The following is a 23,954-nucleotide window of genomic DNA, read 5'->3' as shown; positions in this document are numbered from 1 at the left end:
GCCCAGTTCGTGACCTTGAACTTCATCTTGCCAATGCGATGGCGGCGGGAGGCATTGTGCTTGAAAGGCATTGTCACGAAGACCGGTTATTGCGATTGCCGATCACCTACGACAACGCCATTAGCGATCCGCGCACCAACGCCATGACCAAGCAGAAATCCGCTGAGCTGCTGGCGCGCTTGCCGCAAGCTGCGCACAGCGGCAAGCCTTGCCCGGACCAGATCACGCATCGCTTCATGGGCTGTATCTGGTATCCAAACAGCGCTCAGTTCCCCAGCGCGATGAAGTCTTGCCAGATTGTTGGCATGCCGACGGTCTGTCTTGATGCGATCGCCTGGTTTGCGCGGGATCAAAGAAGGGGCGACGACCACACAGTCATGACCTGCGGCAGATAGTTGCCGCTGAATGCCGTAGCCGCAAGGTCCTGCTTCGTAGCAAAACTTCAAAGTCCGGCCTGGCTGCGAAAGCTTGGCCAGCATGCGGGCCAAGGCCGTTGGTGTATTGACGATCTGGCCAAACGAGCGCACGTCACCGCGCCCACCGCCGTCAGCGAGCGCCACCGCGATCGTCTCTTTGTGAACATCCAATCCGACATATGTGATAGTCTCGTCCATGGCCCGTCTCCTATGCATGAGGCTCTACGAGGGCATCGCTCTCGCAACCCTCGATACCTGCATAATGTGAGACGGGTCACCCCGTCCCCAGGCGAACATTTAGTCTAGGTCCTCAAACTCTCTCGTAGACGTTCTCTTCCAATTGCGGGACGATCCTGCGGTGGGTGGCCTGTTCGTAATCATAGGCGTAAGCTAGTAGGTCGGCTTCCGACCACATGCGGCCAATCAGTATCAGGCTGAAGGGAGCGCCGTTCTTATATTGCCCGGCGGGAACAGTAACGCCCGGCAGGCCGGCTATGTTGATCTCCGAGACGGTGGTGGACGGATATTCCTTCTCTTCGAATATATCGGGGAGCTCGGCCGAGGATTGCGGGAATGCCAGCAGGTCGAGGCCGTATTGCGCCATCACCGCGTTGAACGTCTTCAGATAGCGTTGGCGCGCGGTAAGGAATTCGCCCAAATCGGGGACGATTGCTGGGTTTTCCAGCGACTTCCTGAGAATGGGCATCAGTTTTGCGTGCCTGCCGAGGAGATCGTCATCGGCAAATGGATCGACCTTCAGCATCTTCTGCAGCTCTTGCAGCGAATTCGCGGCGGCGGACGGTCCCATGCGGCGCAGATAATTGTCGAAATCGTAAGCCAGGGATTCCATCCCCCGTGCGTCGAAGCGCTCGGTTTTGTCGGCGAGGCTTGCGAAGTCGCTGCCCCGGAAAGGGTCATCGACAGTTATCGCTCCACGCGCCCTGATGTCGTCGACAGCAGCCAGATAGAGCGCCAGGGCCTCCGGCGACAGCGCATCGCCGCGCCAGCCCTCGCCATAAAGACCGACGCGCGCGCCCTTCAGGGCGGTCGGGCTGAGTTTGCTTGCATAACCAGCTTCGGGAACGTTGCCGATGGCGGCAACGGTCTTGGCATCCTCCGCAGTATAGCCGGCGATGACATTCAGAAGCAGCGCCGCATCGGTGACCGTGCGGGCGTGCGGTCCGACCACATCGCGGGTCGATCCGGCAAGCGGTGTGATGCCGCTATTGGGGACGAGCGCAAAGGTCGGCTTGACACTGACGAGGCTCTGCGCAGCCGCCGGATTCTGGATCGAGCCGCCAGTCTCCTCCGCAAGCCCGACCAGGGCAAAATTCCCGGAGACGGCCGCCGCCGTGCCGCTCGAGCTGGCGCCAGGAGCGATAGCGCGATGAACGGCGTTGAAGGTCGGTCCGTCCCAGCTCGTATTGGCGCGGGTGCCGTCATGGCTGAAGGCTGGGATATTCGTCTTGCCGAGGATGATCGCTCCAGCAGCCTTCAGTCTGGCGACGACAGGAGCGTCGTGCTCTGGTATGAGGTCGAAGCCGCCAGCCGCGCTGGAAAGCGGCGCCCAGCCGCCGGTCGATGGAAGGCCGGCAAAATCCATGGCTTCCTTGACGACGACCGGAATGCCGTCGAGGGGGCCGAGCGTCTTGCCGGCACTGCGCCGCTGATCGGCCGCTTTTGCGTCTGCGAGCGCTGTCGGGTTCATGAACGTGAAGGCGTTATAATAGGGCTCATAACGCTCGATGCGCTTCAGATACGCCTTCGTCAGCGCTTCGGATGTGTAGCTGCCTTGATCGAAAGCCTGCCGGACATCTGCGATCGTCAGTTCCATCAGCTCAATTTCGGGGTCCAAGGCGGTTTCGACCAAGGCGTTCATGCGATGCTGCTCCAAAATTTAGGGCGGGAATGGGAAAATTGGCGATCGGGTATCCGTCAGCCGTACCGGCGGAACTCTATGCTGCGGCTTTCAGCTTGGCGGACTTGTCGATCAGGGCAAGTAGGTGGCCGGTGTCCACCACATCGGCAAAAATCGCGGCCATGCTGATCAGTGTCGCGTTATGTTCCTCATCGCTCAGCGTGGCGTTGGCGTCCGTCAGGAAAATCACATTGTAGCCCATCTGCAGCGCATCACGCGCCGTACTCTCGCAGCAGCAATTCGTCAGCGTCCCCGTGATGATCAGCGTGTCAATGCCGTGGGCCTTGAGCTGCTGGTCCAGATCGCAGGTGCCTGGAATGAGTGCCGAGAATCGCGTCTTATCGACGATCAGATCGCCGGCGGCAACGTCGAGCTCGCTCGACAGTTGCCAGTCGTCAGCGCCGCGGGCGAAGGCTTCTTTCATCAGGGCAAATTGCCTGTCGTCCATGTAGTTTTCGAACCAGACGTTCCACGGCAGCTGCTCGTGCGGATCGTAGGTGTAGCGCAGGAAGACATTGAGCCCGCCGCCGTCGCGCACGGCCTGCGAAATGGCGTTGACGTTATCGAAGATCTCACGCGTCAACGGGACTTCGACCGGAGCGCCTTCGGCAACGAAGCCTTTCTGGAGGTCGACGATCACATGGGCAACCTTGCTTATGTCGAGCACATCGAAAATATGCTCCTTGCCGCCGCGCTGCTTGCGACCGCGCTCAACAACATGCTGCGGGATGGAAATTGCATGCATGACAAACTCCTTCTTACGAGATGATATAATCAAATATGAAAATATCAAAAATACAAGTCTCTATTTTGGTATCATTTTGCCTAGTATTTGTGCAGAAATGATTTTCGATGAAATATACATCAATCGTTTGACATCAGCGGTTGCTGCGTTGCATGGTGTCCCGTCCTATTGGGCAAACGCTTTCTCTTTCAAATGTTGTAACGGGCGAAAGTCCGCGCTTCGCCGGCACCGGCTCATGGAAAGGGTGAACGCATGAAAATCGGCTTGTTGCATGCCCGAAGCGGTGTCGCGGGCATATGGGCGCCAGCAATGGACGCGGCTGCGGTGGTGGGTGCGGCGGAGATCAATGCCGCCGGCGGCATTCTGGGCGAGGAAATCGAGATCGTCTTCGGGGATTGCGGTTTCTCCGTGAGCGAGGCCCTGACCGCCGTCGATACGCTTGTCGAGATCGACGGCGTCGATGCGATCGTCGGCGGTCATCCCAGCAACATCCGCGATGCCGTCAGCGAGCGCGTCGCAAGCACGGTGCCCTATATCTATACGCCGCAATATGAGGGGATCGCCTGCGGTCCTTCGACGGTCGCCATCGGCAGTACGGATCAGGAACTGATGGCGCCGGCCCTGCAATGGCTTCGGAGCGAAAAACATGCGGAGCGTTATTTCTTCGTCGGCAACGATTATATCTGGCCGCACATGGCGCTGGCGACTACGCAGTGGCTGATGCGCGCGCAGCGCACTCACCTGGTCGGCCAGGCGATCGTGCCGACCAAGATAGACGATTATACGGATCTGCTTCGGCAGATCGCCCAAAGCGGCGCGCAGGTGGTCATTCAGGCGTTGGTGGGCCTGAGCGCGGTCGAATTCAACCGGGCATTCGCGGCCGCCGGCCTTGACGAAAAGATGCTTCGCTTCGGCTTGATCGTGGATGAGACCATCATCTGCGGTATCGGCTCCGACGCCTCGAACAACCTCTTTACGGCGGCAAGCTATTTTGCCGATCATCATTCGCGTTCGAACGATCATTTTCTGGAGCTCTATCACAGCGCATTCGGCGAGTTCGCACCGCCAGTATCGGCGGCAAGCGTCGGGTTCTATGAGGGGCTCCATGTCATCGCCGGTCTTGCAGGAAATCTGCAAACGCGCGACAGCCGTGTTCTAGCCAACCATCTGCACCAGCCGATGTCGCGGCCAAAGGCACGGCATTGGCTTGGAGGCAAGCCGGTCGGTCAATGGCCTTCCGTCTACATGGGGCGTGCGGATGGCGTCACGCTGCAGGTCGTTGCCGCGCTGACTCCCTAGCTGCGCCTCACCACAGGAGGGCTTTCGCTCCGGCGCCGCGGCTTCCATCCTTCTCCCGATCCTGCCCGATCGGGTGATGCGTGTGGCCAACACTCCAAATTTGTTGAATTTGAAATATTGTCAAAGGAAAGTCCCTCTGGTATCCAAACGCCAGTCGGCGGTGTTGATTCCTTCGATATCGGTCGAGCCATATCGATGAGACGATCATGGCGGATGCGATCAGCGATCGGAATTTGTAGAAATTGCAACTAATGAAGAACCGACAATGGGAGGGAGTATGGCCGCAAAACATATGAAGGATCAGCTCGCCTATATGATCGCGAGCGTGAACCGCCAGCTTGAAAGCGAATTGGAAGAGAGGCTGCGCCCGGGCGGAGTTCCGATCGATCAGTTCAGAATTCTCGAAGTGCTCGACGCAGGCGAACCCTGCGCCATGGGCGAGATTGCCGAGCAATCCCTCGTCGAACCGGCGACCCTGACGAAGATCGTCGACCGGATGGTGGCCGAAGGCCTGGTTTACCGGTCTCCCGATCCGCATGATCGCCGGCGCGTGCTCATTTTGACGGCTCCGGCGGGCAAGGTGCTGTTCAAGCGCCTGCGCGGAATCTCGACGGCCCAGGAACAGCGGCTTGTCGAACTGCTCGACTCGGAAGGGGCTGCAGAATTGCGCAACCTGCTGCGCGAGCTCATCCAGTAAAAACGTCGATTTTGAAATGGTTCGGCCGGAGGCCCGCTATTGGTTGATAGCGGGCCTCCGGCATTTTCAACATCTGTCTGAACGGCCTGTCCGTGGGAGTTCACAACCCGGGCGGACGCCGCGTGTGCCAGTCTGTTGCCTGCTGATAAGCGTGGGCCACTTTAAGCAGCATTGCCTCCGAACCGTGAACTCCTGCCAGTTGCAGGGCGACCGGGCGACCATCGGCGGTAAAGCCGCAAGGAAGCGTCACGGTCGGGATACCGCTGGCGTTGAAAGGCGAGGTGAATTTGCCGATGATGTTGAAATCTTCCGCGACGGCGGCGCGAACCTCCGTCCAGGTCGGCGTTCCCAGGCGGAAGACCGGCATGATGAACACGTCGATATCGGTGAACATGCTGACCACCGCGCCCCGGAACTTGTAACGTTCGATGATGCCCTTGCCGATATCGACAGGATTGGCGTTGCGGCCGGTCTCCATGCCGGTGGTGATCCAGTGGCCGTACTTTTCCTTCTGCGAAGGGTAGGTCTTGTCGTGATGGGCCGCCATTTCCGCCATGGTCATCGGCATGGCGTATTTCAGCAGCATGTCGGTGGAGGGGAACTTGACCTCCTGCGTCAGGGCGCCGATTTCGCCCAGGGTGGCGATCGCGTCCTTGATTAATCCGATGGTCAGCGGGTCGGCGTCATCAGCCACATAATCCCAGTCGACGCCGAGCTTGACGCCGCGAGCGCCATAGACGCCGTCCAGTTCGTCGAGATAGTTGGGAACGGGTGTCGGCAACGAAGTGGTATCCTTGGCATCCCATCCCGCCAGGGCCTGCAACATGGCCGCGGCGTCGGCGGCAGAGCGCGCCATCGGCCCGAGATGATCGAAGGTGGCGGCGAGATCGAAGATGCCGTAGCGGCTGATCCGGCCCCAGGTCGGCTTGACACCTGTCAATCCGTTACAGGCGGACGGGAAGCGGATCGAGCCGCCCGTGTCCGAGCCGATGGCGGCATAGGCCATGCCGGCGGCTGTCGAAACGCCTGATCCCGAGGAGGAAACGCCGGTCCACAGATCACTTTTCCACGGATTGACCGGCTCCGGCATGTCGGGGTGATGCTCGAGCGTCGCCCCCTCGGTCATATGCAATTTGCCGAGGAGTACCGCCCCGGCCTCAGCCAGCTTGGTGACGACGGTGGCATCGTGATCGGGCTTGAAATCCGCATAGATCGTCATGCCGCCCGTCGTGGTTATGCCTTTGGTGAAGCACAGATCCTTGACCGCGATCGGCACGCCATGCATTGGGCCGCGATAGATTCCTTTGGTGATTTCGGCTTCGGCGGTCCGCGCCTGTTTCATCGCCAGATCGGCGGTCACAGTCGTATAGGCCTTGAGACCCGGATCGAGTTTCTGGATGCGCGACAGGATCGCCTCGGTCACCTCCACCGGCGAGATGTCGCGCTTGCGGATACGTTCCGCAACGACGGTCAGCGGCTGATAATGGATATCGTCAAGGGACATGGTTGCGGGCTCCATGGTTCGAGATCAAAGATTGGGGCGGCGGGTGTGCCAGTCGGTGGCCTGCTGGTAGGCATGGGCCGCCTTGAGAAGCGACGCTTCCGACAAATGCGGGCCGATCAATTGCAGGCCGAGCGGCACGCCGATCGAGGCCATGCCGCAAGGCATGGTGATGCTGGGGCTGCCCGAGACATTGAAGGGCGATGTGTAGCCGAGCAGCCGGTGCAGATCGGACAGAAACTCGTCCATGCGGCCATAGGGAATACCGGTCACCGGGTAGACCGGAGAGATCAGCGCGTCGATGCCGGCAAACATCCGGCTCAACTCGCCCTTGAAGCGGTCCCGATCGATGTAGGCTTTCGACACCGCCATCGGGTCATAGCCGAAACCACGTTCGATCGCGGCCGCCAATTGCGGTCCGAAGCGCGACTTGTCGGCCTCGTAGACGCTCTTATGAAACTGGGCCGTTTCGACATCGGTGATGGTGATCTGGGCCGATGTCGCATCGAGCCGATCAGGCACTTTGACCGGCACAAGGATGGCGTCGAGCTGCCGGAACACTTCTATCGCATTACCGATCGCCTGCGTTGTTTCGCTGTCGACCCCGGCCTGGAGATAGGTTTCGTCCACGCCGATGCGAAAACCTCGTGCTCCCAATATGCCGTCCAGCGCGCCGAGATAGTCGGGAACCGCTGCCGAAAGGCTGGTCGGGTCGAGTGGATCGGGGCCGGCAAAGGCGCTGAACATGGCCGCAGCGTCAGCCGCATCGCGGGTCATCGGGCCGATGGTGTCGAGCGATCCGGCCAGTGGGAAGACGCCGTAGCGACTGGTCCGCCCCCAGGTTGGCTTGAGGCCGGTCACACCATTGGCCGCCGACGGAAAACGGATCGATCCGCCGGTATCGGTGCCCAGGCTGCCGAAGCAGAGCCCGGCAGCCGTCGCGGCCCCCGAGCCCGACGAGGAGCCGCCTGGCCAATAGTCCTTGTTCCAAGGGTTCAGGCATCTGGCCAGGGCAGGGTGGTGCTCCCCAAAGGCACCCTCATGGAGATGAAGCCGCCCAAGGATGATGGCGCCGCTCGCGCGCAACCGCCGTACGATCGTCGCATCCTCGTCCGAGACGAAATCCTTGTAGGCGAGCGTCCCGAAGGTCGAAGCGACGCCCTTGGTGTGGAACAGGTCCTTGATGGCGATCGGCACGCCATGCAACGGCCCGCGATATCGCCCGGATTCGATTTCCTTCCCTGCCGCCTCCGCCTCGATCAGAGCATTTTCAGCCGTAACGGAAAGATAGGAATGCAGTGCCGGATCCACCTTGGCGATGCGTTCAAGCATGTATTGGGTGATGGCCAGCGGCGACAGTTCGCCCGAAGCGATCAAGGTCGAGATTTCAAGCAGGGATGCGTAGTGCAGATTTTCGTCGAGGGACAATGTCGCGAACCTTCTCAAGCAGCCTTTGCCGCTTGCGGCATGCTGGGACGGATTTTGGTAACGCCGACGGCGGCCTCATAGGCCGAACCGATCTGCAACACGGTTGGCTCGTCGAAAGGCCTGCCGACGATTTGGGCGCTGAGGGGCAGGCCGTTGGCACCGAAGCCGATCGGCAGCGCCAGGGCAGGATTGCCGGTCACATTGAACGGCCCGGTCAACATGCCGCCCCAGCGGCTGGCATCCGGACCAAAATCCGAGAAGGGAGCGGCCGTGCTCAGGGCATTCGGAGCGAGCAGCGCATCGTGCCTGGACAATAGCTTGTCGTTGACAAAGGCGGTCAACTCCCGACGCAGCCTCTGCGCCTGGACATAATCAGCCGCCGAAAGCACGGCGCCGGAAATCAGCCGCTGGTATCCGTAGCGGCCATAGGCATGCGGCCGCACCTTCAGGTCCGTCTCGTGGATAGCATAGGCTTCCGAGAACATGATCACCCGGCAGCAGGCATCGAACTGCTCGAAGGGCGGCATGTCGACCTCATCGACAACAGCTCCGAGTGCCGCCATCTGCTGGGCCGCCGCGTCAAGCGCTGCCGTTGCCTCTGCCGTCAGGAAGGGGTTTTCGATATAGAACTTGCGCGTATAGCCGATTCGCAGGCCAGAGAGGTCTCGGTTCAGTTTCTCCGTGAAGTCTGGCACCGGCAGCTTTGCCGAGGCGGGTTCGAGCGGGTCGTAACCGCCAATGACCTGCATGGTGAGCGCCGCATCTTCCACCGACCACGCCAGCGGGCCGCAATGATCGAGCGAATAGGCGAGCGGGAAGACGCCGCGCCGCGATACCCGGCCATAGGTCGGCTTCAGACCGACGGTGCCGCAATAGGCGGCGGGCCCGCGGATCGAGCCACCCGTATCGGAGCCCATCGCCATGCGGACCATGCCGGCGGCAACGGCCGCAGCCGAGCCGGAGGAGGAGCCGCCGGTGAAATGGTCGGTATTCCAGGGGTTGCGGGCCGGTGGAAACGGTAGGTCGAAGCTTGGTCCGCCGATCGCGAATTCGAAAGTGCCGACCTTGCCCAGCAGCACGCCGCCGCCGGCCGCCAGCTTTTCCTGCACGGCGCTGTCGGTGGCAGGCACATTGTCGCGCAGCAGGTTCGAGTGGCCGGTGGTACGGATACCCGCCGTATCGTATATATCCTTCATGGCGTAGGGAATGCCCTGCATGGGACCCCTATCGATCCCGGCTGCGAACGCGGCATCGGCCTTCTCCGCGTCGGCAAGCGCGCGATCCGCTGTCACCAGCACAAAAGCGGAAATTGCCGGATCGAGCCCGAAAATCCGCTGAAGCGCGTTCTCCGTGAGCATGCGAGAGCTGATTTCGCCGGCGCGCAAGGCCGCGCTCGCTTCGGCAATAGACAGTTCATGAAGTGGAACCGCGATGCTCATAGACGTCAATCCTTTCCAACCAAGCTGAACGTATTCGACGGCTCGGCCGCCGCCGCGCGTTGCGGACGCAGCCAGTGCAAGGCGGCGAGCAGCCGTTCCGCATTCTCATAGGCGCCCCGGGCGCGGTCGGCGGGCGGGACCACTCCGGCATTGAGAAAGCGGCGTTCGATCTCTGCGATTTCTGGGGAAAGTTTGGATTCCGGCATCGGTCTCGCTCCTCTTGAATTCCGGCAAAATAATAGAAAAAGAGATAATTGCAAATGAGAATATTGAAGAACAAATATTGTGCATGTTGCACTTTTTTTGCGCGTTAAGACGACGGGAATTGCGCAATCAAATAATTGAAAAGAAACAATTTATCAGAGTGTGACGTCACCTGTCATGACAATCGAATCTCTTAAAAGCTTTTCATTTGAATATTTTAATGGTGAATTTTATTTCTTCCTGTTTGGGCATGGACGCTTGGCACGACCCTTGCAGAGCAGAATGGGTCCAGTGCGTTGGCGCACCTGCCTACAGGAGAAAAGCACCATGAAACTATTTGGAATGCGAGGGATCGTCGCGGCCGCCGTAGTGGCCGCGTTTACCGTGGCGGGCTCTGCCGCACACACTTACGCAGCGGAGTCAGTCCTTCGCGTTGCCATGACGGCCGCCGATATTCCGGACTGGACCGGCGCGCCGGACCAGGGCTATGAGGGCTATCGTTTTGCCGGCTATACGCTCTACGACACGCTCGCGCTGTGGGATCTGTCCAGTTCAGATAAGGCCGCCGACATCGTGCCCGGCCTGGCAACGAGCTGGGTGGTTGATCCCGCGAACAATAAGCGCTGGATCTTCCATCTGCGCCAGGGCGTCAAATATCATGACGGTTGCACCTGGAACGCCGATTCGGCGATCTGGAACTTCGCGCGCGTGATGGATCCGAAGGCACCGCAGTTCAACGCTCGCCAGGTTGGCCAGATGGGCACCTATGTCGTCAACGTCGACAATGTGGCCAAGCTCGACGACTATACCATCGCCATCACCACTAAGACACCGAGCTCGCTGTTCCCCTATGAGATGGCGATGCTCTACATGATTTCGGATTGCGCGGTCAAAGCCGACGGCTACGACTATAACAAGTTCGCGGCAGCGCCCTCCGGCACCGGACCCTACAAGTTCGATCGCGTCGTTCCGCATGAGCGCCTCGAGCTCGTCAAGAACGCCAATTACTGGGATCCGAAGCGCGTGCCGAAGCATGATCGCCTCGTGCTCCTGCCGATGCCCGAGGCCTCCACGCGCGCCGCGGCACTTCTCTCCGGACAGGTCGATTTCGTGGAAGCGCCATCGCCGGACACCATTCCGCGCCTGAAGTCCGCCGGCATGCAGATCATCACCGTGCCCTATCCCCACAATTGGGATTATCTGCTGCGCACCGACACGCCCCCCTTCAATGACAAGCGGGTTCGTCAAGCTGCCAACTATGCCATGAACCGGCAAGACATGGTGGATATGCTCGACGGCGTTGCCGTCGCCGCCGACGAAACGCTGATCACCACGCAGCCTTGGTACGGCAATCCGACGAAATACGACTTCGATCCCGATAAGGCCAAGGAGCTTCTCAAGGAAGCCGGTTGCTCACCGTGCGCCATCAAGGTCGGCATATCCACCTCCGGCTCCGGGCAAATGCAGCCCTTGCCGATGAATGAATTGGTCAAGGAGCAGCTGGAGGCCGTCGGCTTCCAGGTCGATCTCGTTCCCATGGACTGGAACGCCCTGATCGGCGTGTTTCTGTCGGGCGGCAAGGGTTCGCCCTACAACGCCATCAACTTCTCCATGGCGCCGATCGATCCGGTTCAGGGCATCCTGAAGAAGTGGATGACGCAGTATGGGCCGCCGTCCTGCTGCAACTGGGGTTCCTATTCGAACCCTGACGTGGACAAGCTCGGCACCGAAGCGCTCGGCGAATTCGATCCGGTCAAACGCAACGCGCTGCTGACCAAGATGAACGAAACGGTCGTTGCGGATGCGTCGGAACTCTACATCGTTCACGATCTCAATCCGCGCGCACTGTCCCCGAAACTCTCGGGCTTCGTTCAGGCCCAGAGCTGGTTCCAGGATCTGACGCCGATCGTCGTCGCACCTTGATCGATGCATGACCGGATACGGGCGCTCAGGCGCCCGTATCGCTTTCAGGCTTTGTGGCAACATGCTGCCAGAATGATTATGGAGAGATACGATGTGGCTGTACGCGCTTCGGCGCCTCATCCTGACGGTTCCGATCCTGTTCGGTGTCACGGTCATCTGTTTTGCGCTGGTGCACATCGCTCCGGGCGATCCCATCCAGAACCTGCTGTCGCCGACGGCATCGCAGGCGGATGCCGACAGGCTCTGGGCTGCCTACGGCCTCGACCAGCCTCTGCCGATCCAATATTTCATCTGGCTGGGCAAAGTTCTCGCCGGCAATCTCGGCATGTCGATCTCCGACAATGCGCCGGTGGCGAGCGAAGTGGTCCGCGCTTTCGGCAATACGATTGTCATTGCGCTGATTTCCGTGGTGCTAGCCTTCGTTCTCTCAACGATCATGGGCGCCATCGCGGCCTACAAGTCGGGCAGCTTCATCGACAAGCTTATCATCGCCGTCGCGGTCTTCGGCATCAGCGTGCCGCCATTCTGGCTCGGCGTCGTTCTTGTCATCGTCTTCGCCGTCGATCTGTTCTGGCTTCCGGCAACCGGCATGGGGGCGGGGGGATCGCAAGGCTTCAACTACTTCAGTTGGCATGATTTCCAGTTCGCGGTCATGCCGATCATCGCGCTCGCCTTGCCGCCGCTTGGCATCATGACGCGAACGACACGCTCGTCGCTCGCCGAAATCCTCAATCAGGATTTCATCCAGACGCTGCGGGCCAAGGGGCTCAGTCAAACCAGCATCATGCTGCACGCCATCCGCAACATCATGCCCCAGGCGATCGCGATGCTCGGCCTCCAGCTCGGCTACCTGATCGGCGGTTCCGTGCTGGTCGAGACAGTCTTCACCTGGCCCGGCACCGGCTTCCTGCTGAACAAGGCCATCCTCAGCCGCGATATCCCGTTGCTGCAGGGAACGATCCTCGTCCTTGCCACCGCCTTCGTGCTCATCAACCTGGTCGTCGATCTTACCCAGTCGGTGATCGATCCCCGCATCAAACGCAACTGACGGAGGCGGCCGATGTCTGATGTTCCAGTCAATTCCATGTCCTTCCCTGAAACCCAGGGACAACCTGTCGTCCATGTGCGCAGCTATTGGGGCAGCGTCTGGCAGCGTTTGCGCTATGACTATGTCACGCTGTTCTGCATGGTCGTGATCATCCTGATCGTTCTGTCCGCGATCTTCGCGCCGTTGCTGGCGCCGATGGATCCTTTGAAGTCGAGCATGGCGTTTCGCCTGAAGCCGATCGGCTATCGCAACTTCCTTCTCGGCACGGACGAGCAGGGGCGCGATATGCTGAGCCGCCTGCTCTATGGTGGCAGGGTGTCGCTGACCATGGGCATCCTGCCGGTGGCGCTGGCGACGATTGTCGGCGGTCTACTGGGTGTTGTGGCCGGCTATTATGGCGGCAAGGTCAACATGGTGATCATGCGCACCATGGACGTGTTCTTCGCCTTCCCGTCGGTGCTGCTTGCCGTGGCGATCTCCGGCAGTTTGGGCGGCGGCATCACCAATCAGCTGCTGACGCTGACGGTCGTTCTGCTGCCGCCGCTGTGTCGCGTCGCCGAAACCGCGACCAGCCAGGTCCGTAGCATGGACTTCGTCGATGCGGCACGCGCTAGCGGCGCATCGACCATCTCCATCCTCTTCACCCATGTGCTGGTGAATGTCATGTCGCCAGTGCTGGTCTACGCATCGACGCTGGTATCCGTCTCCATCATCCTGGCATCGGGCCTGTCGTTCCTTGGACTGGGCGTATCGCCGCCAACAGCGGACTGGGGCCTGATGCTCTCCACGCTCCGCCAGTCGATCTACGTGCAGCCGCTGATCAGCGCCATACCGGGCGTTGCCATTCTCGTCACCTCAATCGTCTTCAATCTCGTCAGTGATGGCCTGCGTCAGGCCATGGACGTCAAGTCTTGACCGCGGGGACATGCCAATGACCGATCTGATCCAAGAACTGGAACCCGCCCAATCCGACGTCGATCCACGCGATCGCGGCGGTCCGGCGCAGCCCATGCTGATCGTCGAAAATATCCGGAAATATTTCCCGATCCGCGCCGGCTTGCTCAATCGCAAGGTGGCCGAGGTCAAGGCCGTGGACGATATTTCCTTCTACGTGCTCAAGCGCGAAACGCTCGGCATTGTCGGAGAATCCGGATGCGGGAAATCCACGCTTGCCCGCCTACTGATGTATCTCATCGGCAAGGACGACGGCCGTCTGATCCTCGACGGCGATCCGGTGGGGGACCAGCGCGGCGTTTCGCTCGACGGCCACCGACGCTCGATGCAGATGGTGTTTCAGGATAGCTATTCCTCATTGAACCCGCGTCTGCCGATCGAGCAATCGATCGCCTACGGGCCGAAGGTTCAGGGCGCCTCCGCCAAGGAAGCCAAGCGGCAGGCGCGATCCCTGTTGGAGAAGGTCGGGCTGCGTCCGCAGCTTTTCGGCCAGCGCTACCCGCACGAGCTTTCCGGCGGCCAGAAACAGCGCGTCAATATCGCTCGCGCGCTGGCGCTCGATCCCCGGCTGCTGATCCTCGATGAAGCCGTCTCGGCGCTCGACAAGTCGGTCGAGGCTCAGGTGCTCAACCTGCTTGGCGACCTCAAGGAACAGCTCAACCTCACCTATATTTTCATTTCCCACGATCTGCATGTAGTGCGCTACATCTCCGACAGGGTGCTTGTGATGTATCTCGGGCAGGTCGTGGAGATCGGCCCGGTCGGCAAGGTCTATGACGATCCGAAGCATCCCTATACGCGCGCCCTGCTGGAGTGCCGGCTGAGCATGGATCCTGCCGAACGGGTGGATAGCGCGCCATTGGCGGGCGACCCGCCCAATCCCGTTAACCCGCCTTCAGGATGCCGCTTCCACCCCCGCTGCCCCTATGTCGAAGACATCTGCATGTCCAAGGCGCCGGCCCTGGGCGATGCGCTGAGGGCAACTCCAGACCAGCACCTGGCCGCTTGTTACATGGTCCATGCAGGTTCGGGCCATACACGCGCCCCGGCGGCGATCCTCGATGCATAAGGCCAGCACAAGGAGACAGGACATGAGCCAAATGAAACCTCTCGATCTGGCATCAGCCAAACCGCATCCCGCCCCCGAGGATGCCTTCGTCCATATCGAGGATCTACGGGTGCGCTTCGTCAGCCGCGAAGCCACCGTCAAGGCGGTCAACGGCGTGTCGTTCGATCTCGAACGCGGAAAGGTGCTCTGCATCATCGGTGAATCCGGCTCGGGCAAATCGGTGATGATGCGCTCGCTGCTCAGGCTGCATCCGAAGAAACGGACAGTCATCGAAGGCACGATGAAGGTCGGAGAGCATGACATCACCAAGGTCAGCGAACGGACCATGTCCGAGCTGCGCGGTGCGACCATCTCGATGATCTTTCAGGAGCCGATGACGGCGCTGGACCCGCTTTACACGATCGGCGATCAGATCGCCGAAACAGTGATGCGCCACGAAAAGATCGACCGGAAGGCCGCCTGGGCGCGGGCGCTGGAGTTGCTGGAACTGGTGCGCGTTCCTTCGCCGGAACGCCGGTTGAAGGCGTTTCCGCACGAATTGTCCGGCGGCCTGCGTCAGCGCGCCATGATCGCGGTGGCGCTGTCCTGCCGGCCGAGCCTGTTGCTTGCCGACGAGCCGACGACGGCTCTCGATGCCTCCGTGCAAATCCAGGTGCTGGTGCTGTTGCGGCGCCTGCAGCGGGAGATGGGTATGTCGATGATCTTCGTGACGCATGATCTCGGCGTCGCCGCGCAGATCGCCGACAACGTGGCGGTCATGTATGCCGGCCGCATCATCGAATATGGCGAGGCGAGGGACGTTCTGTTGAACCCTCAGCATCCCTACACCAAGGCGATGTTGACCTCGACGGTGAAGGACCAGGCCCGGGGCGAACCGCTCGAAGCCATTCCTGGCACACCGCCCGATCTGCGCAATCTGCCCGACGGCTGCAGCTTCGCCCCGCGTTGTCCCTACGCCACCCCCGAATGCCTGGCCGCCGTGCCGGCGGCGATATCGGATGCGAGCGGACACATGGTTCGTTGCTTCAAGGTCAGCACCCGCGCCGGCCAGCTGGTTTCCGACATGAGGCGTGGTACCCAATTGGTTTGATCGCCGCGATTGCGCACCTTTTTGAAGGCGGATCGTCTCACGATTTAGCTTCCACGAACACACGGCAGGTTTAACAATAGATCGAAATTTCGGCTATTTAAGCCCTTTCGATTTCTGGTCTAAATATCTGTGTTATTTATATTTTTCATAGATTTGAATGTTTTGCATTATCTTATTATGCAATATTTGTAAGTTCATTATTTGCCATATTGACTATTAGGTTGTGACGCGTAGGCTGCCGGTCATGGAGTGCGGCGCGTTCTGAGCATATCTGCAGGCAACGGGAGACGGGCATTGGGCAAACATCACCTCAAACCCAGCGTGGAAAGCTGTCACTGGGGCTATTTCGACGCGACGCAAAAACCGGCTCTGAAGGTCGCAAGCGGCGATATCGTCACCATCGATACAGTGACAGGCCCCCCAAATGTGCTTCCCGATCCGGAGAGGTTTTTCATCCCGCCGGAGCTTACGGACATTCACGCGGGCTTGAAGCCTGAAGGCCCGCATATCCTCACCGGACCGGTCTATGTCGAAGGCGCGAAGCCCGGCAACGTCCTCGAGGTGCGCATCCATGAGGTGTCGCTGCTCCAGGACTGGGGCTTCAATCTGATCCTGCCGCTGCTGGGAACATTGCCGCACGATTACGATGAACCGCGCATCGTCAACATTCCTCTTGATAAGGAGCGCAACGTCGGCACGATGCCCTGGGGGCTGGAGCTGGAGCTCGCGCCTTTCTTCGGCGTCATGGGCCTTGCCCCTCCGAAGGGCTGGGGTCGGATAAGCTCCATCGCGCCGCAAGCGACAGGCGGCAATCTCGACAATAAGGAACTTGTGGCAGGCACGACACTTTATCTGCCGGTGTTCGTGGAAGGCGGCCTGTTTTCGTGTGGCGACGGTCACGGTTGCCAGGGTGACGGCGAGGTCTGCGTCACCGCGATCGAGACCGCGTTGCGCGGCACATTCGAACTCATCGTGCGGGACGATCTGACATTCACCTACCCACGGGCGGAGACGGCGAGCCACCACATCACCATGGGCATGGACCCCGACCTCGACCAATGCGCCATCAAGGCGTTGCGCGACATGATCGCGCTTCTCGGCGAGAAACGCGGCCTGTCGCACGCCGACGCCTACATGCTGTGCAGCCTGGCAGGGGACCTTCACGTCACCCAGACCGTCAACGGCTCCAAGGGTGTGCACATGATGATGCACAAGAAGAACTTTTCATGAGGGATAAAGGGAGCACTTCGTTATGAGCAAGATCCGCATTGCGCACATGGCGGGGCCGACGGCCACGATTCAGAATACGCCGCCGCTTGTCACCTCCAACAAAGCCAGATTGCGCAAGGGCTTGGCCCCGTTGCTTGGCAATGACGGCAGCATATCGACATTCGACGCGCTCCGGGCGCAGCGCCTGGCAGCACCGGTCAAAGTTTATGTCGAACAGTTCTCCGCGCACCCGCTGGAGGCCGACACCGCCGAGCTCTATGCCGATCCCGACGGCTATATCGACTCGGAGGGAAATTTCAGCCGCGAACGCAAAAGTGCCGGCGACAAACCGGTCTACGAAATCGAGCTGACGCCGGAGGATGGCCTCTATCCGTTGCCTTACATGGCGATGCAGAAGGATGGAGCGCCTTGGGAAGAAGAAGCGACGGCCCCTGGCAGCCCGCTATCGCGGCAAGGTTTCTTTCCCGATGGCTCGCGAAGCTTCGAAGAGATAGACCGCCTGTCGATTGGCGTCGACGGCAAGGTCAACATGATCGGCGGCCGCGCCGAAGTGGATTTCTATCGCGTCGCTCCACCTGGAGGTTTCACCAAGGGGCTTGCCTCGGCCGATCGCGCGGACGCGGGCGAAGGTGATGTCGCCACTGAGAGACTTGGCTGGGATTTCTTTGCCTACAAGCCCTATCACCTGGCGAAAGCGCCGCCTCGGCCGATGCTTGCGAAGATCACCAATGACGTTCAGGCGATCATGTCGTCGGGCAAATATGACGGCGCCATCTGGACGCAGGGCAGCCCGCAGGTCGAAGAGACCGCCTATTGGTTCAATCTGCTGATCGATACCAATCTGCCGATCGCCTGCAACGCGGCGCAACGGCCGCAGGGACAGGTCAGCAACGACGGTCCGGCCAATATCGTGGATTCGGTGACTTATATCGAATCGCGCATCTGGGATGACGGCGCGGGCAACAATCGCGTCGGCACGATTGTCCTTCAGGAGCAGCAGTTTTTCGCGGCGCGCGAAGTTGCCAAGGTCGATGCCCGGCCGGGCGGCTATGTCGCAACCGGCGGCCACGGCGGCATCATGGGTCAGATCACCCACGCCGGTGCGCCCTATATCATGTATGTTCCGGCCTATAAGCACACCGCCAAGTCGGATGTGAACCTCACCCGGCTTCCGGCAATGGTGAAGGCGTCAAAGCTCGGTCCGGAGGGCATTGGCACCATTGACATCCCGGTCAAGGACGGCACCGGCAAACTGCTCGCCGACGCCATACCCTCCGTTTCGATCGTCAAGGACGGCGGCTATGCGGCGGAAATGTTCGGCGACGATCCGGCGGCCGAGGCCGATCTCGATTTCCTGATCAAGCACAAGCTCACCAGCGGAAAACTGGCCGGGTTCGTGGTCGAAGGGCTCGTGCCCTATGGCGCGGCGACATCCGAGCTGCGCACCGCGATGTTGCGCCGGGCAAGCTTTTCCGGCCTGCCGGTGGTGCGGGTCGGGCGCGGCTATCCGGAGGGTTTCGCTGACCCCGAACCGACCAGCATCGCCGGCCTGAACCTGACTTCCACCAAGGCCCGCATGCTGCTCATGGCCTGCCTGATGAAATTCGGCAGCCTGCCGGCGGCGGCAAATCCGGCCAAGCCGACGCCCGAGGAGATAGCAGCCCACAGAGCGGCGCTTGCCGCCTATCAGAAGGTATTCAACACGCATTGACGCGCGCAGAAGAGGTCAACGACGGAGAAGCGAATGCTGAGGCTTCACGGCATTATCGGCAAGGAGAGGGACGCCGCTTACCGCGCGGCGCTGCACGATTTGGAACATCGCAACGGCATCGAACTTCTATTCGTGCCGCCCTCTGATGCCGGTCGCAAGCGTTTCCGTCTGCCGACCGATCGCGGCACGGATTGCGCCATCAGCCTCGACCGCAACGAAGAGCTCTTCGACGGCGCCATTCTTTATCTTGAGCCGGAGCGAGCCATTATCGTGCGCTTCGGCGAACAAGCCGTTTGGCGGCTTCGTCCGGCGAATGCGGCGGCAGCGTTGAAGCTGGGTTGGAATGCCGGAAACCTCCATTGGCGCGTACGCTTCGAAGACGACGATCTGCTGATTTTGCTGGACGGCCCCCTGCAAAGCTATCGTGAGCGGATCATGCCGCTGCTCGAAGCCGGCGATCTGATGGAACACGCCAATGTTTGACACCAAGGCAGCGCTGGCACTTCTGCAATATGGCGATAGCGCTTATCCGGCGGGAGGTTTCGCCTTTTCCTGGGGGCTCGAAGGTCTGGCGCAGGACGGGTTGCTGTCAGGGCAGGCAGGGCTAGGCGATCTCATTTTCGAGCATTTGTTCTTCCGTTGGAACACGATGGACCGGCCTTTGCTGATCCGGGCGTTCCGGGCGCCGAATTTCGCCGCGGTCGCCGCCGTGGATCGCTATGCCGAAGCCGCCACACCTTCAGCGCAGATGCGTGACGGTTCGCATCGGGCCGGTCGGGCGTTGCTTGGGGTCTCGGCAAGACTGGGAGGGTCACTATCGTCGGGCTATCGCACGATGATCGCCGGTGATCCCCGTTTAGGGCATCTGCCCATCTGCCAAGCCCTCGTCTATCGGGACGCCGGCTTGGGCATCGCGGAAGCCCAGTTGCTGTCCGGCTGGACCCTTGTCACAGGGCTTGTCAGCGCGGGCGTCAGGCTCGGGATCATCGGGCATGTCGAGGCGCAGCAAAGCATTGGGTCGGCCCGCGAAACCCTCGCCGACCTGCTCGCTTCGCCGGTGCTCGATGATGTGCAGCCATCGAGCTTCACGCCGTTGATCGACATTGCCGTGTCTCGCGGCCCATCGCGGCATGTCCGCATGTTTTCCACCTGATGCAGAGGTAGCCGCCATGATGAACCTCTCCCCAACCGAAATGGATCGCCTGACGATCTTCACCGCCGCCGAGATGGCGCGGCGCAACCGCTCGCTCGGAATTCGCCTCAGCCATCCCGAAGCCGTCGCGTTCCTCACCGACGAGGTGATGCTGGCCGCCCGGCGCGGCCTTCCTTATGCGGAAATCCGCAATCTCGCCGGCCAAATGCTGACGACCGACGATGTCGAGCCTGGCGTCGCCGAAATGGTGACCATGCTCTATATCGAATGTCTTTTCGCGGAAGGCACGAAGGTCGTCGCGCTGTTCGAGCCGATCTCGCCCGGAACCCAGCCGCTTCTCGACGACATCGTTCCCGGCCAGATCATTTCGCCAGCCGCCGACATCGAGATGTTCACCGAATTGCCGGTGATATCGATCGATGTCGTGAACACGGGTGACCGTGATGTGCAGGTGCGCAGCCACACCCACTTCTTCGAGGTCAACAAAGCCTTGGATTTTGACCGAGCGGCGGCCTACGGCATGAAGATCGACCGGCCGGCCGGAACCGGTATTCGCTTCGAACCGGGCGCGGGAAAGACGGTGAGACTCATCCCAATCGAGGGCGATCGTGTCATCCGGGGCGCCGCCGGCCTGGTCAACGGCCCTTTGGACGAACCAGGCACGAAGGAAAGAGCACTCGAACTTGCCCGCACGCGCGGCTATCTGGGAGCGTAGAACCATGTCCAGGATCAGCCGACGCGCCTATGCCGATCTCTACGGCCCAACCAAGGGCGACCTTGTCCGGCTGGCGGATACCTGCCTCTTTGCCGAGATCGAGCATGATTTCACCACTTATGGCCACGAACTTCTGATCGGCGCCGGCAAAAACCTCCGAGACAGCGAGGGCATCAACGGTTATCGCACATCGTCCGACAAAATCCTGGATATCGTCATCAAGAATGCCACGATTATCGACGCTATGGCGGGGATCATCAAGGCCGATATCGGCATTCGCGACGGCCGCATCGTTGGCATCGGCAAGGCCGGCAATCCGGATGTCATGCCCAACGTCCACCCTGATATGATTGTCGGACAGACGACATCGCCGGTATCAGGCGCCAACTTTATCGTCACGGCCGGCGCGATCGAATCCCATGCTCACCTCGGCTCTCCGGAGCAATCCGATCACGCGCTTGCCGGCGGCACGACGACGATGATCGGCAACGGTCCAGGCCCGCTGTTCGACGTCGGCAGCGGCAGCACGACGACTTTCGGCCGCTTCCTGCAGGCGGCGGAATTCTCCCCGCTGAACTATGCTTTGTTCGGGCGCGGAGCCTCAAGCCCAGAAGCCGTCGAGGAGTCCGTTGCGGCCGGCGGCATGTCCGTCAAGATCCACGAGGATTTCGGCGCCGCGCCGGCTGTCATCGACCAAAGTCTGGTTGCTGCCGACCGGAACGATTTCGCGGTCCATCTGCACACCGATTCCATCAACGAATTCGGCTTCTGCGAGGACACGATTGCCGCCATCGACGGCCGCACCATCCATATGTATCACGTCGAAGGGGCCGGCGGCGGGCATGCGCCCGACCTCTTGAAAGTCGTCTCCTACGACAACGTCATCCCGTCCTCGACCAATCCCACCAATCCCTTTACCTCCTACGGGATGGAGGAGGGCGTGCCGATGACGATGATCGCGCACCAGCTGAACTACAACACGCCGGAGGATGTGGTGTTCGGCGAGGCCCGCGTTCGGGCCCAGTCGATGGCGGCGGAAGACTTCCTGCATGACATGGGCGCCATCTCGATCTTCGGCACGGATACGCAGGGCATGGGGCGGCTCGCTGAGAACGTCGCCAATTGCTGGCAGCTGGCGAGCGTGATGAAGGAGCGGATCGGGCGCCTGCCGGAGGAGACGACCCAAACCGCCGACAACGAGCGCATCAAGCGGTACATCGCCAAACTCACCATCAATCCGGCCATCGCTGTCGGCATAGGCGATCATGTCGGCTCGATCGAGGTCGGCAAGATGGCCGATCTGGTTCTCTGGCCGCGCGCTTCGTTCGGCATAAAACCCTACATGGTGATCAAGAGCGGCTTCATCGTCTGGGCGGCGATGGGCGATGGCAACGGCAGCCTCGGCGTTGCGGAACCGATGATCCAGAAGCGCATGTGGGGCGCGCTCGGATCGGCGCCGCAGCACCTGGGCGTCAATTTCGTCTCCAAGCTTGCGGTGGAGGCCGATGTCGGCAGGAAACTCGGTCTGGTCAAGCAATCCGTGCAGATCAAGAATGTCCGGCAATTGCGCAAGACCGACATGGTCCGCAATGCCTCCATGCCCTTTGTCGAGGTCGATCCGCAGACCTTCGAAGTGCGTGCCGACGGCGAGTTGTTGATGTGCCGGCCAGCTACCAAAGTGCCGTTGGCAAGGAGGTATATGCTGCGATGACTGAGGCTCAACAGGCAACGCCACGTATCTCGGCGGCTCGGGTCGGCATCGGTGGCCCGGTCGGCTCCGGCAAGACGGCACTGGTCGAACGGCTCATTCCCGCCCTCATGGCGCGGGGCATCGACATCGCCGTCATCACCAACGATCTCGTCACCGCCGAGGATGCCGAACGCATCCGCCGTTCTGGCCTCATCGATCCGGCACGGGTCTCGGCCGTCGAGGCTGGAGCGTGCCCGCACACCGTTATCCGCGAGGACCCGACGCTTAATATCGAGGCAGCCGACGAGCTGGAACGGCGCTTTCCCGGCCTTGAGCTGATCCTGCTCGAAAGCGGCGGCGACAATCTCGCCTCCACCTTTTCGCGCGACCTGACGGATTTCTGGATGTTCGTCATCGATGTCGGCGGCGGTGACGACATACCGCGAAAACGTGGTCCGGGTGTCATCCGCTCGGATGTGCTGATCGTCAACAAGACCGATCTTGCGCCGCATGTCGGCGTCGATATCGGAAGGATGTATGACGAAGCGCTGGCAGTTCGCGACAACCGCGCGGTTTTGATGACGAACTGCCGGCGCGGCGAGGGTATCGATGCGGTGGTCGACGTGATCGAGCGCGAGGTGCTATTTCGATCGTGAGCACGGCATATCCGGTTCCCCCCGTGCAATTCGACCTGGGCTTCGTCAGGCGAGGGGACCGCACGGTTCTCGACCGGCGGATCTTCAGCTGGCCGTTCGTCATAACGCGAACGTTTCGTCTCGATCCCGTTCCCGCCCATATGCTGACGGTCATCGCCCAGAGCAGCAGCGGCGCCTTCCACGGCGAGGATCATTTGCGGCAGCATCTGCGCCTCGAAGAGGGGGCGGCGGCGCATGTCACGACGCAGGGCGCAACCTCCGTGCATCGTGCCGACAACGGCCTGACCGCGTATGAAACAGTCAACATCGGTATCGCCCGTGGCGCCTATCTCGAATATCTGCCGGAGCCGCGCATTCTTTTTCCGGGTGCGGCACTCGTTCAGCGCGTCAATATTCATTGCGCACCGGGCGGAATGGCGATCGTCGCCGATGCCTTCACATCGCACGATCCGGACCGGCGCAACCGGCCTTTCCGCGCGCTTGAAGCGACGACGGCCCTTTATCTGCAGGAGGACGAGCCGGTTTTGATCGACCGAATGAGCATAGGTGGACCGGGCCGCTTGCAGCCCTCGCGCTACAAGGCCTTCGGCACGATGCTGGCGATCATGTCCCTGCCGCCGGAGACGCTTGGGCGGATTGCGTTGGACCTTTCAGCACAGCTGACCGGTGTGTCCGGCCTATACGCCGCCGCCAGCGTGCTGCCCGGCAATGCCGGGATCGGCGTGCGGTTCGCGGCATGCGATCTGCGCTTGTTGCGCTTGGGGTCGGAAATGGCCTGGTTCGCATTTCGCCGTATGATCTTCGGCACGCCGCCAGTTTCCCGGCGAAAGGACCCCGGAGCATAGCAGGCTGGACATCTCCTCGTGAGGCGACTTGTTCAAGAGGTTTCGTCGATATTGCTAAAGGGGCTTCGAGACTTTCCGGGGTCAGGGTTCCGTGCGGAGGGGCTTTGGTGCGCGGGTCGTTGAAGGAACGGCATTCCGTCTTTGATGCTGTTGCTACGGCGTTGCAGTCTTGCAGCGGACGGATTTCGGGCGTGCGCATGCCATCATTCTATTGAGGACCGAG

21 protein-coding genes and 1 pseudogene are annotated in these 23,954 nt (G+C 60.8%); 15 read left to right on the top strand and 7 right to left on the bottom strand.

Annotation, left to right across the window (positions count from 1 at the left end; translation table 11 throughout):
• Nucleotides 1-140: 140 nt before the first annotated feature.
• The 3 genes and pseudogenes from DTW90_RS35090 to DTW90_RS35080 all read right to left on the bottom strand — a co-directional run.
• Nucleotides 141-614 (bottom strand): annotated as a pseudogene (locus tag DTW90_RS35090) (transposase); the annotation flags it as partial.
• Between the two features lie 112 nt (nt 615-726).
• Nucleotides 727-2,295, bottom strand: a complete 1,569-nt coding sequence (locus DTW90_RS35085; RefSeq protein ID WP_149344590.1) for an amidase — start codon at nt 2,293-2,295, stop codon at nt 727-729.
• Nucleotides 2,296-2,371: 76 nt separating this feature from the next.
• Complete coding sequence (locus DTW90_RS35080) at nt 2,372-3,079, bottom strand: cysteine hydrolase (RefSeq protein ID WP_149344588.1); 708 nt, start codon at nt 3,077-3,079, stop codon at nt 2,372-2,374.
• 252 nt (nt 3,080-3,331) lie between these two features.
• Here DTW90_RS35080 and DTW90_RS35075 point away from each other — a divergent pair, with 252 nt between their 5' ends.
• Both DTW90_RS35075 and DTW90_RS35070 read left to right on the top strand, forming a co-directional pair.
• Nucleotides 3,332-4,378, top strand: coding sequence for a substrate-binding domain-containing protein (locus DTW90_RS35075; RefSeq protein WP_132528215.1), 1,047 nt, complete (start codon nt 3,332-3,334; stop codon nt 4,376-4,378).
• Nucleotides 4,379-4,655: 277 nt separating this feature from the next.
• Nucleotides 4,656-5,075: a MarR family transcriptional regulator gene (locus DTW90_RS35070; protein WP_245513173.1), complete on the top strand. Its 420-nt coding sequence runs from the start codon at nt 4,656-4,658 to the stop codon at nt 5,073-5,075.
• Nucleotides 5,076-5,175: 100 nt separating this feature from the next.
• Here DTW90_RS35070 and DTW90_RS35065 read toward each other — a convergent pair whose 3' ends face one another.
• From DTW90_RS35065 to DTW90_RS35050, 4 genes are read right to left on the bottom strand one after another with little or no spacing between them, the layout of a single operon-like run.
• The gene (locus DTW90_RS35065) at nt 5,176-6,579 is read right to left on the bottom strand and encodes an amidase (RefSeq protein ID WP_149344586.1); all 1,404 of its coding nucleotides are present in this window, start codon (nt 6,577-6,579) and stop codon (nt 5,176-5,178) included.
• A 24-nt stretch (nt 6,580-6,603) separates the two neighbouring features.
• The gene (locus DTW90_RS35060; protein WP_132528217.1) at nt 6,604-8,004 is read right to left on the bottom strand and encodes an amidase; all 1,401 of its coding nucleotides are present in this window, start codon (nt 8,002-8,004) and stop codon (nt 6,604-6,606) included.
• Between the two features lie 14 nt (nt 8,005-8,018).
• Nucleotides 8,019-9,443 (bottom strand): amidase, encoded by a 1,425-nt coding sequence (locus DTW90_RS35055; RefSeq protein WP_149344585.1) that lies wholly within the window; start codon nt 9,441-9,443, stop codon nt 8,019-8,021.
• 5 nt (nt 9,444-9,448) lie between these two features.
• Nucleotides 9,449-9,649: a hypothetical protein gene (locus DTW90_RS35050; RefSeq protein WP_149344583.1), complete on the bottom strand. Its 201-nt coding sequence runs from the start codon at nt 9,647-9,649 to the stop codon at nt 9,449-9,451.
• A 325-nt stretch (nt 9,650-9,974) separates the two neighbouring features.
• Here DTW90_RS35050 and DTW90_RS35045 point away from each other — a divergent pair, with 325 nt between their 5' ends.
• The 13 genes from DTW90_RS35045 (at nt 9,975) to DTW90_RS34985 (ending at nt 23,731) form a co-directional block, all read left to right on the top strand.
• Nucleotides 9,975-11,570, top strand: a complete 1,596-nt coding sequence (locus DTW90_RS35045; RefSeq protein WP_149344581.1) for an ABC transporter substrate-binding protein — start codon at nt 9,975-9,977, stop codon at nt 11,568-11,570.
• Between the two features lie 91 nt (nt 11,571-11,661).
• A complete protein-coding gene (locus tag DTW90_RS35040) occupies nt 11,662-12,618 on the top strand; it encodes an ABC transporter permease (RefSeq protein ID WP_149344579.1) in 957 nt (318 codons plus the stop codon).
• Between the two features lie 12 nt (nt 12,619-12,630).
• Complete coding sequence (locus DTW90_RS35035) at nt 12,631-13,533, top strand: ABC transporter permease (RefSeq protein WP_149344577.1); 903 nt, start codon at nt 12,631-12,633, stop codon at nt 13,531-13,533.
• 16 nt (nt 13,534-13,549) lie between these two features.
• Complete coding sequence (locus tag DTW90_RS35030) at nt 13,550-14,641, top strand: ABC transporter ATP-binding protein (protein ID WP_149344575.1); 1,092 nt, start codon at nt 13,550-13,552, stop codon at nt 14,639-14,641.
• Between the two features lie 31 nt (nt 14,642-14,672).
• On the top strand, nt 14,673-15,731 hold the full coding sequence (locus DTW90_RS35025) for an ABC transporter ATP-binding protein (RefSeq protein WP_149344592.1): 1,059 nt from the start codon (nt 14,673-14,675) through the stop codon (nt 15,729-15,731).
• A 294-nt stretch (nt 15,732-16,025) separates the two neighbouring features.
• On the top strand, nt 16,026-16,961 hold the full coding sequence (locus DTW90_RS35020) for an acetamidase/formamidase family protein (RefSeq protein ID WP_149344573.1): 936 nt from the start codon (nt 16,026-16,028) through the stop codon (nt 16,959-16,961).
• A gap of 22 nt (nt 16,962-16,983) precedes the next feature.
• Nucleotides 16,984-18,672, top strand: coding sequence for an asparaginase domain-containing protein (locus DTW90_RS35015; RefSeq protein ID WP_149344571.1), 1,689 nt, complete (start codon nt 16,984-16,986; stop codon nt 18,670-18,672).
• A 33-nt stretch (nt 18,673-18,705) separates the two neighbouring features.
• Nucleotides 18,706-19,155 (top strand): urease accessory protein UreE, encoded by a 450-nt coding sequence (gene ureE, locus DTW90_RS35010; RefSeq protein ID WP_132528226.1) that lies wholly within the window; start codon nt 18,706-18,708, stop codon nt 19,153-19,155.
• Nucleotides 19,148-19,825, top strand: a complete 678-nt coding sequence (locus DTW90_RS35005) for an urease accessory UreF family protein (protein ID WP_132528227.1) — start codon at nt 19,148-19,150, stop codon at nt 19,823-19,825. Before ureE ends, DTW90_RS35005 begins: the two co-directional genes overlap by 8 nt.
• Nucleotides 19,826-19,841: 16 nt before the next feature.
• On the top strand, nt 19,842-20,540 hold the full coding sequence (ureB, locus tag DTW90_RS35000; RefSeq protein WP_132528228.1) for an urease subunit beta: 699 nt from the start codon (nt 19,842-19,844) through the stop codon (nt 20,538-20,540).
• 4 nt (nt 20,541-20,544) lie between these two features.
• Nucleotides 20,545-22,251, top strand: coding sequence for an urease subunit alpha (gene ureC, locus DTW90_RS34995; protein ID WP_149344569.1), 1,707 nt, complete (start codon nt 20,545-20,547; stop codon nt 22,249-22,251).
• Entirely contained in the window at nt 22,248-22,886 is a 639-nt protein-coding gene (gene ureG, locus DTW90_RS34990; RefSeq protein ID WP_132528230.1) for an urease accessory protein UreG, read from the top strand. Before ureC ends, ureG begins: the two co-directional genes overlap by 4 nt.
• Before the next feature lie 23 nt (nt 22,887-22,909).
• Nucleotides 22,910-23,731: an urease accessory protein UreD gene (locus DTW90_RS34985; RefSeq protein ID WP_149344567.1), complete on the top strand. Its 822-nt coding sequence runs from the start codon at nt 22,910-22,912 to the stop codon at nt 23,729-23,731.
• Nucleotides 23,732-23,954 lie beyond the last annotated feature (223 nt).

Source organism: Neorhizobium sp. P12A, from assembly GCF_008365395.1.
GTDB lineage: Bacteria > Pseudomonadota > Alphaproteobacteria > Rhizobiales > Rhizobiaceae > Rhizobium.
Note: the sequence above shows the minus strand (reverse complement) of the source record. Positions and strands in the feature narration are given on the sequence as shown.

What these genes read in the sequence shown, in the direction of transcription:
- DTW90_RS35005 (WP_132528227.1), top strand. Translation starts at nt 19,148, where the DNA reads ATGTTTGACACCAAGGCAGCGCTGGCACTTCTGCAATATGGCGATAGC.
- DTW90_RS35015 (WP_149344571.1), top strand. Translation starts at nt 16,984, where the DNA reads ATGAGCAAGATCCGCATTGCGCACATGGCGGGGCCGACGGCCACGATT.
- DTW90_RS35085 (WP_149344590.1), bottom strand. Translation starts at nt 2,295, where the DNA reads ATGAACGCCTTGGTCGAAACCGCCTTGGACCCCGAAATTGAGCTGATG.
- DTW90_RS35055 (WP_149344585.1), bottom strand. Translation starts at nt 9,443, where the DNA reads ATGAGCATCGCGGTTCCACTTCATGAACTGTCTATTGCCGAAGCGAGC.
- DTW90_RS35070 (WP_245513173.1), top strand. Translation starts at nt 4,656, where the DNA reads ATGGCCGCAAAACATATGAAGGATCAGCTCGCCTATATGATCGCGAGC.
- DTW90_RS35075 (WP_132528215.1), top strand. Translation starts at nt 3,332, where the DNA reads ATGAAAATCGGCTTGTTGCATGCCCGAAGCGGTGTCGCGGGCATATGG.
- ureB (WP_132528228.1), top strand. Translation starts at nt 19,842, where the DNA reads ATGATGAACCTCTCCCCAACCGAAATGGATCGCCTGACGATCTTCACC.
- DTW90_RS35045 (WP_149344581.1), top strand. Translation starts at nt 9,975, where the DNA reads ATGAAACTATTTGGAATGCGAGGGATCGTCGCGGCCGCCGTAGTGGCC.
- DTW90_RS35080 (WP_149344588.1), bottom strand. Translation starts at nt 3,079, where the DNA reads ATGCATGCAATTTCCATCCCGCAGCATGTTGTTGAGCGCGGTCGCAAG.
- DTW90_RS35030 (WP_149344575.1), top strand. Translation starts at nt 13,550, where the DNA reads ATGACCGATCTGATCCAAGAACTGGAACCCGCCCAATCCGACGTCGAT.
- DTW90_RS35050 (WP_149344583.1), bottom strand. Translation starts at nt 9,649, where the DNA reads ATGCCGGAATCCAAACTTTCCCCAGAAATCGCAGAGATCGAACGCCGC.
- ureC (WP_149344569.1), top strand. Translation starts at nt 20,545, where the DNA reads ATGTCCAGGATCAGCCGACGCGCCTATGCCGATCTCTACGGCCCAACC.
- ureE (WP_132528226.1), top strand. Translation starts at nt 18,706, where the DNA reads ATGCTGAGGCTTCACGGCATTATCGGCAAGGAGAGGGACGCCGCTTAC.
- DTW90_RS35065 (WP_149344586.1), bottom strand. Translation starts at nt 6,579, where the DNA reads ATGTCCCTTGACGATATCCATTATCAGCCGCTGACCGTCGTTGCGGAA.
- DTW90_RS35025 (WP_149344592.1), top strand. Translation starts at nt 14,673, where the DNA reads ATGAAACCTCTCGATCTGGCATCAGCCAAACCGCATCCCGCCCCCGAG.
- ureG (WP_132528230.1), top strand. Translation starts at nt 22,248, where the DNA reads ATGACTGAGGCTCAACAGGCAACGCCACGTATCTCGGCGGCTCGGGTC.
- DTW90_RS35035 (WP_149344577.1), top strand. Translation starts at nt 12,631, where the DNA reads ATGTCTGATGTTCCAGTCAATTCCATGTCCTTCCCTGAAACCCAGGGA.
- DTW90_RS35040 (WP_149344579.1), top strand. Translation starts at nt 11,662, where the DNA reads ATGTGGCTGTACGCGCTTCGGCGCCTCATCCTGACGGTTCCGATCCTG.